This window comes from Mesorhizobium sp. CNPSo 4689, from assembly GCF_057784325.1.
On record NZ_JBWLUZ010000044.1, the window covers coordinates 1 to 14,771 of the forward strand.

At 62.3% G+C, this 14,771-nt stretch carries 15 protein-coding genes and 2 pseudogenes; 14 read left to right on the top strand and 3 right to left on the bottom strand.

Going from position 1 to position 14,771, the window contains the following annotated elements; genetic code table 11:
* Positions 1–242, top strand: a pseudogene (locus AC04SI_RS29890) (5-demethoxyubiquinol-8 5-hydroxylase UbiM); the annotation flags it as partial.
* Positions 243–861: 619 nt separating this feature from the next.
* Here the strand turns inward: AC04SI_RS29890 and AC04SI_RS29895 are convergent.
* Positions 862–987: a hypothetical protein gene (locus AC04SI_RS29895; protein ID WP_488475436.1), complete on the bottom strand. Its 126-nt coding sequence runs from the start codon at positions 985–987 to the stop codon at positions 862–864.
* 131 nt (positions 988–1,118) lie between these two features.
* Here AC04SI_RS29895 and AC04SI_RS29900 point away from each other — a divergent pair, with 131 nt between their 5' ends.
* Complete coding sequence (locus AC04SI_RS29900) at positions 1,119–3,026, top strand: putative bifunctional diguanylate cyclase/phosphodiesterase (protein WP_488475437.1); 1,908 nt, start codon at positions 1,119–1,121, stop codon at positions 3,024–3,026.
* Between the two features lie 94 nt (positions 3,027–3,120).
* Here AC04SI_RS29900 and AC04SI_RS29905 read toward each other — a convergent pair whose 3' ends face one another.
* On the bottom strand, positions 3,121–3,402 hold the full coding sequence (locus tag AC04SI_RS29905) for a DNA -binding domain-containing protein (RefSeq protein ID WP_488475438.1): 282 nt from the start codon (positions 3,400–3,402) through the stop codon (positions 3,121–3,123).
* 108 nt (positions 3,403–3,510) lie between these two features.
* Between AC04SI_RS29905 and AC04SI_RS29910 the strand changes: the two genes are divergently transcribed.
* From AC04SI_RS29910 to AC04SI_RS29920, 3 genes are all read left to right on the top strand, one after another.
* Positions 3,511–3,744: a helix-turn-helix domain-containing protein gene (locus tag AC04SI_RS29910; RefSeq protein WP_488475439.1), complete on the top strand. Its 234-nt coding sequence runs from the start codon at positions 3,511–3,513 to the stop codon at positions 3,742–3,744.
* 255 nt (positions 3,745–3,999) lie between these two features.
* The gene (locus tag AC04SI_RS29915; RefSeq protein ID WP_488475440.1) at positions 4,000–4,242 is read left to right on the top strand and encodes an AbrB/MazE/SpoVT family DNA-binding domain-containing protein; all 243 of its coding nucleotides are present in this window, start codon (positions 4,000–4,002) and stop codon (positions 4,240–4,242) included.
* Complete coding sequence (locus AC04SI_RS29920; RefSeq protein WP_488475441.1) at positions 4,236–4,589, top strand: type II toxin-antitoxin system PemK/MazF family toxin; 354 nt, start codon at positions 4,236–4,238, stop codon at positions 4,587–4,589. Before AC04SI_RS29915 ends, AC04SI_RS29920 begins: the two co-directional genes overlap by 7 nt.
* Before the next feature lie 834 nt (positions 4,590–5,423).
* Here AC04SI_RS29920 and AC04SI_RS29925 read toward each other — a convergent pair.
* Positions 5,424–5,957 carry a helix-turn-helix domain-containing protein gene (locus AC04SI_RS29925; RefSeq protein ID WP_488475442.1) on the bottom strand — a complete coding sequence of 178 codons (534 nt, stop codon included), beginning with the start codon at positions 5,955–5,957 and terminating at the stop codon, positions 5,424–5,426.
* Between the two features lie 268 nt (positions 5,958–6,225).
* Between AC04SI_RS29925 and AC04SI_RS29930 the strand changes: the two are divergent.
* The 9 genes and pseudogenes from AC04SI_RS29930 to rlxS form a co-directional block, all read left to right on the top strand.
* Positions 6,226–6,291, top strand: a pseudogene (locus tag AC04SI_RS29930) (sunset domain-containing protein); the annotation flags it as partial.
* A 480-nt stretch (positions 6,292–6,771) separates the two neighbouring features.
* A complete protein-coding gene (locus AC04SI_RS29935; RefSeq protein WP_488475443.1) occupies positions 6,772–7,737 on the top strand; it encodes an ArdC family protein in 966 nt (321 codons plus the stop codon).
* 121 nt (positions 7,738–7,858) lie between these two features.
* Positions 7,859–8,278 (top strand): DUF2958 domain-containing protein, encoded by a 420-nt coding sequence (locus AC04SI_RS29940; protein WP_488475444.1) that lies wholly within the window; start codon positions 7,859–7,861, stop codon positions 8,276–8,278.
* 79 nt (positions 8,279–8,357) lie between these two features.
* The gene (locus tag AC04SI_RS29945; RefSeq protein WP_488475445.1) at positions 8,358–10,088 is read left to right on the top strand and encodes a ParB/RepB/Spo0J family partition protein; all 1,731 of its coding nucleotides are present in this window, start codon (positions 8,358–8,360) and stop codon (positions 10,086–10,088) included.
* Between the two features lie 530 nt (positions 10,089–10,618).
* Positions 10,619–10,942, top strand: coding sequence for a DUF736 domain-containing protein (locus AC04SI_RS29950; protein ID WP_488475446.1), 324 nt, complete (start codon positions 10,619–10,621; stop codon positions 10,940–10,942).
* Positions 10,943–11,111: 169 nt separating this feature from the next.
* On the top strand, positions 11,112–11,381 hold the full coding sequence (locus AC04SI_RS29955) for a helix-turn-helix transcriptional regulator (protein ID WP_488475447.1): 270 nt from the start codon (positions 11,112–11,114) through the stop codon (positions 11,379–11,381).
* Complete coding sequence (locus tag AC04SI_RS29960; RefSeq protein WP_488475448.1) at positions 11,378–11,926, top strand: S26 family signal peptidase; 549 nt, start codon at positions 11,378–11,380, stop codon at positions 11,924–11,926. Before AC04SI_RS29955 ends, AC04SI_RS29960 begins: the two co-directional genes overlap by 4 nt.
* Positions 11,914–12,600 (top strand): lytic transglycosylase domain-containing protein, encoded by a 687-nt coding sequence (locus tag AC04SI_RS29965; RefSeq protein ID WP_488475449.1) that lies wholly within the window; start codon positions 11,914–11,916, stop codon positions 12,598–12,600. The genes AC04SI_RS29960 and AC04SI_RS29965 overlap by 13 nt, the downstream gene beginning before the upstream one ends.
* A 193-nt stretch (positions 12,601–12,793) precedes the next feature.
* The gene (gene rlxS / locus AC04SI_RS29970) at positions 12,794–14,764 is read left to right on the top strand and encodes a relaxase/mobilization nuclease RlxS (protein WP_488475450.1); all 1,971 of its coding nucleotides are present in this window, start codon (positions 12,794–12,796) and stop codon (positions 14,762–14,764) included.
* Positions 14,765–14,771 lie beyond the last annotated feature (7 nt).

Below are 14,771 nucleotides of genomic sequence, written 5' to 3' on the forward strand. Positions count from 1 at the left end.
TCGCCCATAAAATCATGACAGCTTGTCGCGACCGTCGCGAGATTGCCGATGCCGACATGCTTCACGGATACGACAGCTGGCTGCGTCTGTCGGCGGCACCGCTCTATCATGCTACGAATATCCTCGTCGGACTCTACTCAGGCGAGCATTCGGCGGCACGGCTTGCAAGACATATGGGGCTTCGCTTTGCTCAATATCTTCCCTTTGTCCGCCATGGCATTTCGGCCATGCTGAGGCGGTGAAACACAGTCACGATACCGTCCCCGCTCCGACACATTTTCAAGTCTGACGAGATTAGGGTTCATCGTGAGCGCGCCTTCAAAATGGGTTTTTGCGCAAGGTTACTGAAGGATGGCTGATGTCCATTGGCTCGCAGGCGCAGGAGCAGGAAAGCCACGCCCTATATGCAGCTTCTGCGAGCGATGTATTGCAATGAGCGCCTCGGGAAGGAATGACTTCGGTGCCCGGAGCAATCGTTGCTCCTGCACGCAAAGGCGATAGCGATCCCGCCCCAGATGGTGATTACCAGCCCTCACGGAGCCAACCATAAGATCGACTTGCTGTTTGGCACATCGCTCGATGACCTCAAAGGCAAAAGGATGCCGCGCTGGTGCGCGTACCCGAGGCATTCTTCCGGCGTTTCCCGATCGGAGCACCGTGGCTTCGTTGCGGAGGGTTCGTGTGTGTTCGGGCTTCAGCTCGATGAAGGCCATTCGGCCGTCGCCGGACCGCATGCCGCCGCTTTATTTTCCGTGGGGCGCGAAGCCTTCCGGACGAGATCATCGGGAAGTTCAAGTCGCCAGCTACGAAATTCGCGAGTCCGATCACATCGAAGGACAGACCGGCGCTACCGCCAGCGCGTCAGGCGCGCCGCCGCTGGCGGCACGGCGGCACGCCAGCTGGGAAGCGCAGCGCGATGCCGGGAGATGGCCGGTCGTGGCCGCCACTGACGGAGAATTGAGCGTCCCACGGCGATTGGCCGCTCACCAGGGGCTCCGCGGTGATTTTCTTGGGTGAGCGGCCAAAAGCTTGACACCCCGCTGGAGAGTTAACTCGTCTTTCAGTGGGCTTGCATAGGTTGCGCTGCGAAGAAGCCTCAAAAGCAAGCTAAGACGTCTATGGTCATAAAGAAAGAACACACGCTGGAGGCCAGAATCCTTCAAGATCAGCTTGCTGACTTGAGGGCTGGTCTCTACGTATCAATGCCAATAAGCACTGTCCTGTCAGGCCTGATTTTGGCGGTGCACGCCCTTTCTGGCAGCGCCTTTGCCGCTGCAATCTGGTTCCTGGTCGTCAATGCGATAAATGCCGCCCGCCTTGCACTCGCCCGTTATCAGTTAAAGGAAACGGGGCGCCGTGACGATTTAGTGCGGGTTTTGCCGCGGCTTCGCTGGTTTGGCATCCTTGCTCTTCTGGCAGGGTTTGCCTGGTCCTTTCTTGCTGTCCTGACCGTTGGATACACGATACCTCAATCCCCGCTGCATCTCGTCATTCTGGCGGGCATTGCAGCTGGTGCGGTTACATACGGCAGTTCGTATGCCGCGGCAGCGACCAACTTCATCACACCTCCGCTCCTCATCACGGTGGGGTGCTTGTTGGCGAAAGGCAACTTTGAAGACGACATTCTGGCTTTTGCCGTTCTGCTCTTCCTGGGCGGCTTGGTTCGAGCCTCGTTTGTCGGGCAGGCGCGCTTCCGCGAAGCGAGCCGCCTGAGGCATGAGGCGGAGCGGCTTGCGGCCGAAATGGAGGCCAATTCCAGGCAGGACCACCTGACGGCCCTTCTCAACAGGCGTGGCCTCGAACATGCTATCGGTCGGTTCGAGACCGCAGACGGCCCCTTCGTTGCAATGCTGATTGATCTGGACGGCTTCAAATCCGTCAACGATACCTACGGTCACAGGACCGGTGATGAACTGCTTGTCAGGATCGCCCGCCGCATAGGGGAGGAAGCACCGGAAGGCTCAACGCTCGCCCGCATCGGCGGCGATGAATTCGTGCTGTTTTTTCCCTCAACAGGGGATTCGCTTTCTGCCAGTGATCTCGCCTCCAATATCATAGCCAAAATTGCCCGCCCCTATCCTGAGGTCGCGTCCGTCCGGGTCGGGGCATCGATAGGAATATACTTGGCGCAGACGCCGGGACTGACGGAAATGTTGTTGCGGGCGGATATCGCCCTTTACACGGCCAAGCGTCGTGGCAGGAACGAATTTTGCCTGTTCGATGCCGAACTCGACAGGGAACTGCAACGCCGCCAGTCCATCGAACGCGACCTTCACTCGGCGATAAAGACGAGAAGCTTGGGACCTTGGTTCCAGCCCATCGTGAAACTCGACACCGAGGCGGTGGTCGGTTTTGAAGCCTTGCTAAGGTGGTCCCATCCGGTTCATGGTGCCATCTCTCCACCCGAAATCATCACTGCCGCACGCCAAACTGGAATGCTTCAGCTGCTGACCCAAACCGTCTTCGCCGACTGTTGTGCACTTATCGCTGCCTTGGTGAAAGCTGAGTGTTGTGATCTTCGTGTGGCGATGAATGTTTCACCGCGCGAACTGGAAGCCGGCGATATCGATGACATGGTTCTGGATGGTCTGGCGGCAAAAGGCCTCCCCGCAACGATGTTCGAAATCGAGATTACCGAAGAATCCCCGGTGGATCCGGACAGAGTGGATGAAAAGCTTGGGCGGCTTTCCCATGCCGGCATTTCCATCGCGCTCGATGACTTCGGCACCGGCTTTTCCACCTTGGCGTCGCTCAAGGACAGGCGGATACGCAAGGTAAAAATAGACCAGGGCTTCATTCGCGGCTTGGCCAAGTCCCGAGAGGACCGGCTGCTTGTCAAATCGGTCATCGATCTTGGTAGGATGCTCGGGGTCGAGGTCATGGCTGAGGGCGTCGAAACAGAGGCGGATCGGCAAACCCTTCACAAGCTTGGCTGCAGAACCGCTCAGGGCTTCCTGTTCTCCAAGGCCGTGCCAATGAGCCTGGCGCTTGACATGGCAGTGAAACATCACGCGAAGGAGTTGTGACTCCACCCGCCGTGCCGTCTCTTTCGGCCGTGCGCCCAGGAATCACGGATACAGAGACTTGCCTGTTTGAAACACGTGGCGATCCGTGCTGGCGTCAGCCGGCAAACAGTTCCTTGTAGCCGGTCGTGACCATCCAGTTGGCACGGTCGATATGGCTGCGAAGTGCCTTGCGGGCGCGGACCGGTTCAAGGGACGGGTCGATGCCAAGAATGCGATCGGCCATCTCCTCTTCGCTGGCATTGTCCGCGCAGGCATCCAGGATCCGCAGGTAGATCGTGAAATGCTCCCTGTCGTAGGCCGTGAGGCTCTCCGACCAGGGGACTTCGTCGCGCAGGGTTGAGCTTCGAAACTCCTCCGTTCCCGTTGATCGATTCATGCCTGCTGCGAACCTCGCCTGTTGAGCGCGCGCAGCATATCCCAAAATGGGATAATCCGAAACCGGGATTAATCGCTGAGCCGGTCTTTACCCGACCGGTTCGCCTCCATGCCCAAATCTCTTCGATCGCCCCGCCACCAGCGGTTTCTGGCCCAGCTGGTTTCGCTGCGCAAAGCCAAAGGCCTGACCCAGGCGCAGCTGGCTGACAAGCTTGGTCGTCCGCAATCTTTCGTGGCCAAATACGAGGGCGCAGAGCGGCGTCTCGATGTCCTCGAGTTTCTCGACGTAACTGCAGCACTTGACGCTGATCCATGCGAGATTCTGTCCAGCCTGCGCTCCTAGCAGGCGCCCGCGCCTGACGGCGCGCGCCGGAGCGCCACGACCAGTTGCTTGTAATGATCGAAGGCAAGCGCCTTACCTATCGGCGGATTGGTGAAACCGGTCTCGCCTAAGCAGAAGGCGCGAAAGCTAATGCGCATGCGTAAGAAGGTGCGCAAAGTGTCGCAATCTTAACCGATCGGAAAGGAACCTCTAGCCATAGTCGCGCGTATCTACTATGTATAGACCGCCAAATGTGGCAAATTAGGAGCATGAACAATGCAAACCACGATCAGCAGATGGGGCAACAGCCTTGCGCTGCGGCTTCCAAAGCATGTGACAGAGGAGGTTCGGCTGGTCGAGGGCGTTTGCGTAAATGTTGAAATCGAAGACGGTTCAATTCGGGTAACACCCACACGCAAGCGCTTCCAACTTTCCGAACTTCTGAAAGGCGAAACTCGTCAAACGACTGGCAACCGTGAGGTTGATTGGGGGAAATCGAAAGGCGACGAAGTTTGGTAGACGATGTAGCCTATCAGCCTGAAAGAGGCGATTTTATCTATCTGGATTTTGATCCTCAGTCAGGCACAGAGCAGGCCGGTCGCCGGCCTGCTCTCGTTATTTCGCCTCGCGATTTTAACATCGCAACCGGGTTGGCCGCCGTTTGTCCGATCACCAACACCGTGACAGGAAGTAAGTTTGAGGTTCCCGTTCCGCGCGGCGTCAAACTCACAGGCGTTATCCTCTCGTATCAATTCCGTACGCTCGACTGGATAGCGCGAAACGCGTCCTTCCATTCAAAGGCCAACGAAGAACTCATGTGGGAGGTCGTTGGCCGCATTGAAGCGATCCTCGGCATAGATGCCTGACCCTAGACTCCCGCCCTCTCTGTATCTACATTGTATCTGACTGACTGATTCCTTCTGACCCGCAGGGGGCAAACCTGCCCGGGGAAGGAGGTGAAAACTATGAGCAAGTCAGTCAAGATCGGCCGCAACGCCGGTTCTGGGCGCTTCACGACGGTGAAAACCGCTGTGACCCATCCAAGAACCCACGTTGTGGAAACGGTCAAAAAGTAAAGTAGCCTCGGCTACGGTGCTTCCGGGTGGTCTTTCTTGACGGGAGGGCCGCCCGGTTTCGATTTATGGCGCTGCTCACTTGCGCGAGGCTTGCCAGATTGCGGCGCATTTGGCTTCTCCGGCGTCTTGAGCATCCGCTTCATTGAGTGACGAGCAACATACCCAGCTTGGCGAACTTACAGCCATACTCGGTCAAGTGGACGAAATTCCGGGCGTCCGCGCGCCTGATGGCGCGCGCCGGGTGCTCGTGAACCGAGCCCGCTTTTCTTCGGCAGGCTGAGGCGGTCTCGGCCATTCGGCGTCGCCCCAGTCGATGGCAGCCTGTCGGCTGCTGAATGCCAACCAATCTTGTAAAATCGGTCTTCTGTGACCCAGCCTTGGGGATGGTTTTGGATTTTTTGAATGACGGTGGGGCTTGGATGGTGAACGTCTCAGTCCAAGGACATCAAAGACGCCGTTTCCTACCTCCTGCCGATCGGCGTGAAAGTAGTCGCCCCACAGGCGCGCCATGCCATGCTCGATCGCTCCTCAATTCCTGAAGTGCCGGCGGCAAAATCGCACCCTGGGCGGAGTGCCCTGTTCGGACTGCGGAAGTTGTATCTAGCGACAGTGGATTTGCCGTGACTATTCGCCGGCCCAAGCCGTCTTGACTTCGGCTAGGCTGGGCTCGCCAACCTCGCGGCTGACCTTCTGTGCGTCGAGAAACGAAAGCTCTTCCCCAAGTGCGGCGATCAGGGCCGACACCCGAGCCCGCACCCGCGGGTGAAGATTCATCAATCCTTCGATAAGGCGTCGGCCTTCCGCGCTGGCGATGAAGTCTATTCGCTCGTCGACCGGCAGAGGCGGCGTTTCACCAGTGGTCTCGTAGCTTCCCGACAGGCCTTCGAAAAAGCAGCTGACGGGAACGCCAAGCGACTTCGCGATCTCGTAAAGCATGGATGCGCTGACGCGGTTCCTTGCGTTCTCGTATTTCTGAAGTTGCTGGAAGCTGATGCCGATGGATCGAGCAAGCTGGGCCTGCGATACGTCCGACTGGACGCGAACGGTTGCGATCTGTCTGCCAACATGCCGGTCTGCGGGATGACTATCGATCTGTCGCTTCGGCCGCTCTCGGCAGAGATCTGCATGTTTTGATCCCGAAAAAGCCTTTCGCTGCATCCGTCACTCCCGGAAAGAGAGTTTGTCGCGGTGCGCCCCCGCGAAACTCATCAAACCTCCGACCCGAAAGGTCAGAGAGTTTGGTGCTGAGTCGACCAGCACCAGGCGTTCGTGGGGTTGCAAGCCCCAGGGCAGCGCGTACTGCCTTACGTTCAGAGGTAGAGTAGATCGCAAGATTTTGCCAGCCATTTGCGACGGAACATCAGAGCTGGGTTGCCGATCCCCAAGGGCCCGCACCTCTTTTGGAAATATCTAGCTCGGTTCGGCAGGCGAGCGCTGGTTTTGTTCAGAGGAAGCCGCGCGCAAGGCTGGGTGGCGCAAGTCTCGGGTCTGAGCCGTCGCTTGTAAACGCTTAGGCAATGCAGCATCTCTGTGTCGTTTCTCGACGCAACCGCAGCGCTTGACGCTGATGCGTGCGAAATTCTGTCCAGCCTGCGGTCCTGGCAGGCGCCCGCGCGCCTGATGGCGCGCGCCGGGTGCTCGTGAACCGAGCCCGCTTTTCTTCGCCAAGCTCAGGCGGTCTCGGCCATTCGGCTTCGCCCCCTGCCGCGGGCAGCCCTTCGGGCTGTGACGGCCGCCGCCCTTGCGGGCGGCGCGGTTTGTCTGTTGGCCTTTCCCGGCGGCGCGGGGTGGGCGGCACTCCCTTCTAGGCCCGCCGCGGCAGCCCGCAACCCTTCGCGTGCCGCTCAGGGTCCTCCTCTTCGTTCCGGTCCTTCGGATGCGGTCCGCCTACCACGGCGGGCCTTTCCGGTCGCGACTCGCCGCCCACCCCGCTTCCGGGGAAAGGCGCGCGATTGGCGAGCGGAGGAGAACGATGCGTGCAAACAGCAAGCGTTGTGCCAGCCGAGAGGCTGGCGCAGGCAAGGGCAGGCGCCCCGGCGCCAGCCTTTATCAGGAAATCACCGACCGCATCATTGCCGAGCTGGAGCGCGGCACCGTGCCATGGGTCAAGCCCTGGGGCAGCGCAAAGGCAGGCCTTGGACTGCCGAGGAACGCGGCCACCGGGCGCGCCTATTCTGGCATCAATATCCTCATCCTGTGGGGCGCGGTCATCGAGCGCAGCTGTCCCAGCCAGAACTGGCTGACTTTCCGGCAGGCGCTTGCCCTTGGCGGCAATGTCAGGAAGGGCGAGCGCGGCACCACCATCGTGCATGCCGACCGCTTTGTTCCCAAGGACGAAAAAGAACGCGCCACGGCCGATGGCGATGAACCGCACGCCGTGCCGTTTTTGAAGCGCTTCACCGTCTTCAATGTCGCGCAGTGCGATAGCCTGCCCGAACACCTCCATGCCGCCGCCGAGCCGCTGCCTCAGCGCGAGATCGTCCCGCAGGCCGAGACGCTCATTCGCGCCAGCGGTGCGGATTTCAGGATTGGCGGCGATCGCGCTTTCTACATGCCGGGCAGCGACTGCATTCAGGTGCCGCCGCAGCCCGCATTCTTTCAGCAGATCGACTATTACCGGACCTGCTTTCACGAGCTTGGCCACTGGACCGGCCACCCGACGCGGCTTGCTCGCGACCTCTCCGGCTCGTTCGGCTCCAAGGTCTACGCGCGTGAGGAGCTGGTCGCCGAAATCACCGCCGCCTTCGTCTGCTCAACGCTCGGCATCGAGCCGACCGTGCGTCACGCCGATTACATCCGCTCATGGCTGACGGTGCTGCGCGAGGACAACCGCGCCATCTTCCGTGCCGCCAGCCACGCCTCCAAAGCCGCCGATTTCCTGCTTGGCCGTATCGCCGATTCCGAAGGCGCGGCAGACCTCCGGGAGATCGCGGCATGAGCGCGCACGATCCCTCACACCACGCGCGACCGGCTTGCCCTTCTGATCGGCGCGCCGATGCGCCCGCGCGCGGCGCAGAAGCCGCGCGCAACCAACTCTATTCTGACGAGGAGCTATCACCATGATCCTGATCACTGATGAACTGCGCGCCCGGCTTCTCGCCAATGGCGCAGCCGACACCGAAACCGACCACGTCCCGGTCGTGAAACTGTTCGATCCGACCGGGCCGGCGACCTGGCTTCTGACCGAACTCGACGCCGACGGCGACACGCTGTTCGGCCTTTGCGACCTCGGTTTCGGCTTTCCCGAACTGGGCAGCGTCAGCCTTGCCGAGCTTGAAAGCGTCAAGGGGCGGCTTGGCCTCGGCATCGAGCGCGACCTTCATTTCCAGGCGCGCTTTCCGCTCTCCGTCTATGCCGAGGCCGCGCGCAGCGCCGGCCACATCACCGAAGACGAGCGGCTGCTGCGGCAGGCGGCAGATGCGCTTTCAAAACACCATTCCGAGCTTCCGCCCGACACGGCGGAACCAGCGCGCCGATAGGCGCAAAAACCGTCCCCGCCGCGCCGGCCTTCGGCCTGAGCGGCGGGGACAACCTCAACCAAAGCGAAGGACCAAAACGATGCAGCTTGCCCACATTCCCTTGGATCAGCTCAACATTTCCGCCCTCAACATGCGCCATGGAAAACGCGCGCCCGACATTTCCGACATCTTGCCGTCCGTGCGTGCGCGCGGCGTGCTGGTGCCGCTTCTTGTGCGGCCCAACGGCTCGCCGGAAAGCTTCGAGATCGTCGCCGGTCGGCGGCGCTATTTCGCGGCGAGATCGCTCGCCGACGAGCGCGGCGAGGCCGATCCCTTGCCCTGCGCCATCATGGAAGACGGCGACGATGCCGATGCACTCGAGGCCTCGCTGATCGAAAACCTCGCCCGCCTCGATCCCGACGAGGTCTCGCAATGGGAGACATTTTCACGGCTCGTCATCCAGGGCCGCACCATAGCCGACATCGCCGCGACCTTCGGCATCACCGAGCTGATGGTCAAGCGCATTCTGGCGCTTGGCGACTTGCTTCCCAAAATCCGCGAAGCCTACCGGCGCGAGGAGATCGACGCCGAGACGGCGCGCTATCTCACCATGGCCTCCAAAGCGCAGCAGAAGGACTGGCTGGCGCTATCTGCCGATCCCGAACAATACGCGCCGCGCGGCTACCAGTTGAAGCAATGGCTGTTCGGTGGCCAGTCGATCTCCACCAAGGTGGCGCTGTTTGCCATCGAGGACTATACCGGCCTGATCACCTGCGACCTGTTCGGCGAGGACAGCTATTTCGCCGATGCGGACCTGTTCTGGCAAAAACAGAACGAAGCGATTGCCGCCACACGCGAGGCCTATCTGGAAGCCGGCTGGTGCGAGGTGGTTGTGCTGGAACCGGGACAGCATTTCCACGCGTGGGACCACGAGAAGACCCCGAAGAAAAAGGGCGGCAAGGTCTTCATTGCGGTTACGCATCGCGGCGAAGTCGTGTGTCACGAGGGCTGGCTGTCACACAAGGAAGCCCGCCGCGCCCGCGAGCAGGGCGACGGCGGCGGGGACCAAGAAACGCCCGCCAAGCCGTCGCGTCCGGAACTCACCGGCCCGATGCAGAACTATGTCGATCTGCACCGTCACGCCGCCGTGCGCGCGGCCATGCTCGACCATTCCGCCGTGGCGCTACGCCTCATGGTGGCGCACGCCATCACCGGCTCCGGCCTGTGGCAGGTGCGGCCCGAGCCGCAGCGCGCCGCCAATGAGACGGTGGCTGCGAGCCTTGCCGGCTGCAAGGCCGAAGCCGCCTTCACCGAAAAACGGCGCGAAGTCCTGGCCCTGCTCGGCTCGCCCGACCAGGAAGGCACGGTCGCGGGCGGCAATGGCGACGCCTTTGCCATCGCCAGCGTCTTCGCCCGTTTGCTGGCGCTTTGCGACGACGATGTCATGCACGTTCTCACCATCGTCATGGCCGAGACACTCGAAGCCGGCAGCGCCGTCATCGAGGCGCTCGGCAATCATCTGCATGTCGACATGGGCGCTTGGTGGCAACCGGACGACGCCTTCTTCGATCTGCTGCGCGACAAGGAAATCGCCAATTCGATGCTCGCCGATGTCGGCGGCAAGCATGTCGCCGACGGAAACGTCGCCGAGAAGGTGAAGACGCACAAGAAGATCATTCGCGACTTCCTCGCCGGCGAGAATAGCCGCCAGAAGGTCGAGACCTGGCTGCCGCGCTGGATGAAATTCCCGGCCGAAAGCTATACGAAACGCGGCGGCTTCCGCACCGCCGATCAGTGGGCACGAGTGCAGCCGCTGTTCGCCTCCGTATAGGCCTGCCAAGCCGAGCGGCGGCTCTTCGAAAGCCGCCGCCTGGCGACCCTCTCGGGGGGGCGCCGGCTGCACTTTGGCCGTCCTTCGAGGCCGCACCGCGCGGGAAATCCCGACGCCAATTCGACGCTGTTCGGCAGCCGTGCATCCCGCCGGTTGGCTTTCTGCGCCAGGCGCATGGGCACATCTGCCGGTTGGCATGCGGTCAGAGCGTTTTGGCCGACGCCTGCATTGCCGCCTGCCTGGCGTGTCACCCGATCGCGCGATCTGTCCCCATGCGTCTCGCAGGACCATTCCCCTGCGGCTGGCTTGTCGACCTATGGGCGGATCCGGCCCGCCCGAAACCCTCGACCGTCAGCTTTTTTCCCCGCCGCCTGCGGCGGCTTCCTCGCGCCGCTTCGCTTCAAAAAAGCTGCCCGCTCGGGTCCTCCGCTGCCGCTGCGGCCCTGTCGGGTTCGGCCGGTCCGGACGCGCCCATCACGGTCCGCCATCGCAGGGGAATGGTCCCCGGCGACAGCAAAAGGAGACTTCAAATGACCGCGATCGGATACGTCACTGCCCAAGAAAACGGCGGCTACAAGGGCCAGCTCAAGACGCTCAGCGTCCGCGCCGACATCGACATCGTGCCCAATCAGGCCAAGAGCGCCGACACCCATCCCGACTTCCGGGTGCTGACGCAAGGGGTCGAAGTCGGTGCCGGCTGGATCCGCACCGGCGAGACCTCCGGCAAGGACTATGTGAGCCTGTCGATCGCCGCCCCCGAGTTCGGCCCGCGCAAGCTCTACGCCAATCTCGGCCGCGCCGCCGGCCAGGACGATGACGACACCTACGCCATCATCTGGAACCCGGTCGACTGAACGGCCATTCGAGCCCTCGCGCCGCAACCGGCGCGGGGGCTTTTTCATTGCGAAGCAGGTCCCCCCAAAGGGGCGGCGAAAACTCTCCCCCGACTCTTCGCCCGTCCCCGAGACGACCTCGCTCGCTCATCCTCGCCTTCGCATGTCCGACAGCGAAACGAGGATCATCATGGACGACGAAAACGAACGCGCGGCCCGCGCCAAGAAGGGCAGTCCGTTTCTCAACACCGCGCAAGCCGCCTTCTATATCGGGCTCTCCCAGCGCACGCTGGAGAAGATGCGGCTTACCGGCAACGGCCCGAAATTCCGCAAGCATGGCCGCTATGTCCGCTATCACATCGACGAGCTCGACGAGTGGTCGAAAGGCCGCTTGCCGGACACCACTCCCGAGGGCGGCAAAGATAGTTCGCGCCCTGCGGGCGCGGGAGGCCGCTCATGATCGCGCGTCCCTCCATCCGTCTGATCGGCAGCCGTCTGCGGCGCATCCGGGCGCGCAAAACGATCGCCGTCGCCACGATTGGGCTCAGCGTGATCGGCTTCGCCGCCTTCGTCAAACCATCGCCCTGGCTGGTCTGGAACGCGTCAGCGAGCGCGCCGGTCGGCCTTTATCGCATCGGGTCCGAAACACCGGCTCGCGGCGATCTCGTGCTCGTCCACCCGCCAAAAACGGCTGCCGATCTCGCCGCCGAACGCGGCTACCTGCCCCACAATATTCCGCTGGTGAAGCACCTCGCCGCGCTGCCCGGCGAGCATGTCTGCGCCTTCAACGATGTGATCATCATCGGCGGCGAGATCGTCGCGCGCCGGCTCGCAACCGATGCGCAAAGCCGTCCGCTGCCATGGTGGAACGGCTGCCGCAAGCTTGCCGACAATGAAATTTTCCTGCTCGGCAGCGACGCAAATCGCTCCTTCGATAGCCGCTATTTCGGGCCGGTGCCGGCCGCCAATGTCATCGGGAGGCTCGTGCCGCTATGGACCGAGTGACCCTCCTGATGCTGGGCATGATCGCCTTTGCGCCATGCGCCTGTTCCGCCTCGACCGGCGCTGAGCCGGTCGCCATCTCCCGTGGTCCGCAGCTTCAACGATGGCAGGAGTTCACAGCCGAAGCAAGCAGGCGCTTCCATGTTCCACAGGCCTGGATTCATGCCGTCATGGATGCCGAAAGCAGCGGCAAGACTGTGCTCGATGGCCATCCCATCACCTCGCGGGCCGGCGCGATGGGTCTCATGCAGGTGATGCCCGGCACCTACCAGGAGCTGCGTGTCGAGCACCGTCTGGGAGCCGATCCGCACGATCCGCGCGACAATATTCTGGCCGGCACCGCGTATCTGCGCGCCATGTATGACCGCTTCGGATTCCCAGGCCTGTTTGCCGCCTACAACGCAGGCCCCGAGCGCTATGAAGATCATGTGAAGCGCGGCAAGCCGCTGCCAAAGGAGACCGTTGCCTACCTCAAACAGCTCAGGGCGACGGGGATTTCGGCGGACGACATGGACGAATTCAAAGGCAAATCCCCTCACGCGACGGCGCCCGAAAGTCCCTCCGGGCGATCGCTGTTTTTTCTGCGAAACGGTGTTCCCGCGAGCAATTCCAACGGCGACATTCTGGTGCCGCTTGGATCGGAGCGAGCAGGTTCAGATCGCCATGATCGCAGGTGAGGGCTGGAGGTGAGGCGGGTCGGTGTGGGGCAGGAGCGGGGAGCGGGTTCGCGTAAGGCAAGATAAAGGCACCGCCTCCAAGAGGCGGGCAAGTCTTTGTCTGCACATCGTTTTTCCAGGAGGCTGTCTCCTGTGTCAGGAGAGCCGATGAGCGCAAAACACTGATTTCGCCAGAGATTGGTCGGAGGCTGCGATGCAAGATGACGAATTCAAGCCGAGGCTCGGCAAAATCGGCTCGCGCGGCTCGAAGGCAAGCAAGCGCTTCGTCGGCCAAGTCCGCGCCGCGATCAATCGCGCCGGCGGCAGGACCGGCCGGGGCGGCCGCTTCACTGGAAGCCGCATAGGGCGCGGCGGGGCGGCGGCCGCGATCCTGAGAGCGCGCGATCGCCATGGGGCCTTCCGCCAGCGTCGGGTGATCGTCAAGGCCCGGGTTGTGAAGCTGGCCGGCAAAGGGGTTGAAGCAGCGCGTGCGCACCTGCGCTATCTACAACGCGACGGCGTCACCCGGGAGGGCGAGCCGGGCGAGCTTTATGGCGCCGACAGCGACCGCGTCGACGGCAAGGCGTTCATCGACCGTGCCGATGGAGACCGGCATCAGTTCCGCTTCATCGTCGCACCCGAAGATGGGATAGAGTATGACGACCTCAAGCCACTGACCCGGCGCCTCATGGCGCAGATGGAAGAGGACCTCGACACGAAGCTCGACTGGGTTGCCGTCGACCATTTCAACACTGGCCATCCCCACACCCACATCATCGTTCGCGGCAAGGACGATCGCGGCGAAAACATCATCATTGCCCGCGACTACATCTCGTCCGGCCTGCGCGAGCGCGCGGCCGAACTGGTCAGCCTCGATCTCGGTCCTCGCACCGACCGCGAGATCGAGCAGCGCCTGCGCCAGGAAATGGAGCAGGAGCGCTTCACCAGCATCGACCGCCAGCTGCTTCGCATGCGCTCCGATGATGGACATGTCACGCCGGACGGCCGCGCCGCCTTTCGCCAGACGCTGCATCAGGGACGCCTGCGCAAGCTCGAGCGGATGGGCCTGGCCGAGGAGGTCGGCTCGGGCAGTTGGCGTCTCGACGACGAACTCGAAATGACGCTGCGTCGCATCGGCGAGCGCGGTGACATCATCAAGACCATGCACCGCGAGCTGACCGGCAAGGGGCTCGCCCGCAGTGCTGCCGATTACATTGTGCATGATCGGCCGGAACCGCTGGCCGCATCCATTGTCGGTCGCGTCGTCGTGCGTGGGCTGGCCGACGAGATCAGCGACCGGCATTATCTCGTCGTCGACGGTGTGGACGGAAAAAGCCATTACATCGATATCGGCAAAGGCGAGGCAACGGAACCCACGCCCGATGGCTGCATCGTGCGTCTGACCCCGAGGAATGCCGGGCCCCGGCAAGTCGACCGCACGATCGCCGACATCCCCGCTGCCCATGGGGGTCGCTACAGCATCGACATTCATCTCAAGCATGATCCGTCTGCCACTGAACGCTTTGCCGAAACGCATGTCCGACGGCTGGAGGCGATCCGGCGCGCGACCGCTGGCGTGGAACGCCAGCCGGACGGCACTTGGATCATTGCGCCGGATCACCTCGACCGTGTCACGGCTTACGAGCGTCACCAGGCGAAGGTAGAGCCCGTAATTGTCGACAAGCTCTCGTCAATGCCGCTGGAGCGGCAGGTCGGTTTCGACGGCGCCACCTGGATCGACCGGGAGCTGGTCTCGGATGCGCCGGAGACCCTGCGCAACTCCGGCTTCGGCCGTGAGGTGCGGGAGGCGCAAGCCCGCCGGCGGCAGTGGCTGATCGCGCAAGGGCTCGCCAATGAAGAGCAGGACCGGATCGTCTATCGCGCCAACATGATTTCGATCCTGCGCCAGCGCGAGCTGAACCGCGTTGCCGGTCAACTGTCGGATGAACTCGGCCTTCCCTATGCCGAAGCGCGGTCTGGACGCCGAATCGAGGGTACGTTGCGCCGGTCGGTCGAGCTCGCCAGCGGCAAATACGCAGTCATCGAACAATCGCGAGAATTCACGCTGGTGCCGTGGCGGCCGGTGCTCGAGCGGCACGTCGGCAAGGAGGTGTCCGGGACCATGCGCGGGGAGGGGATTTCCTGGGACGTTGGTCGGCAGAGAAGCGGGCCAAGCGTGTCATAGTGGCGCC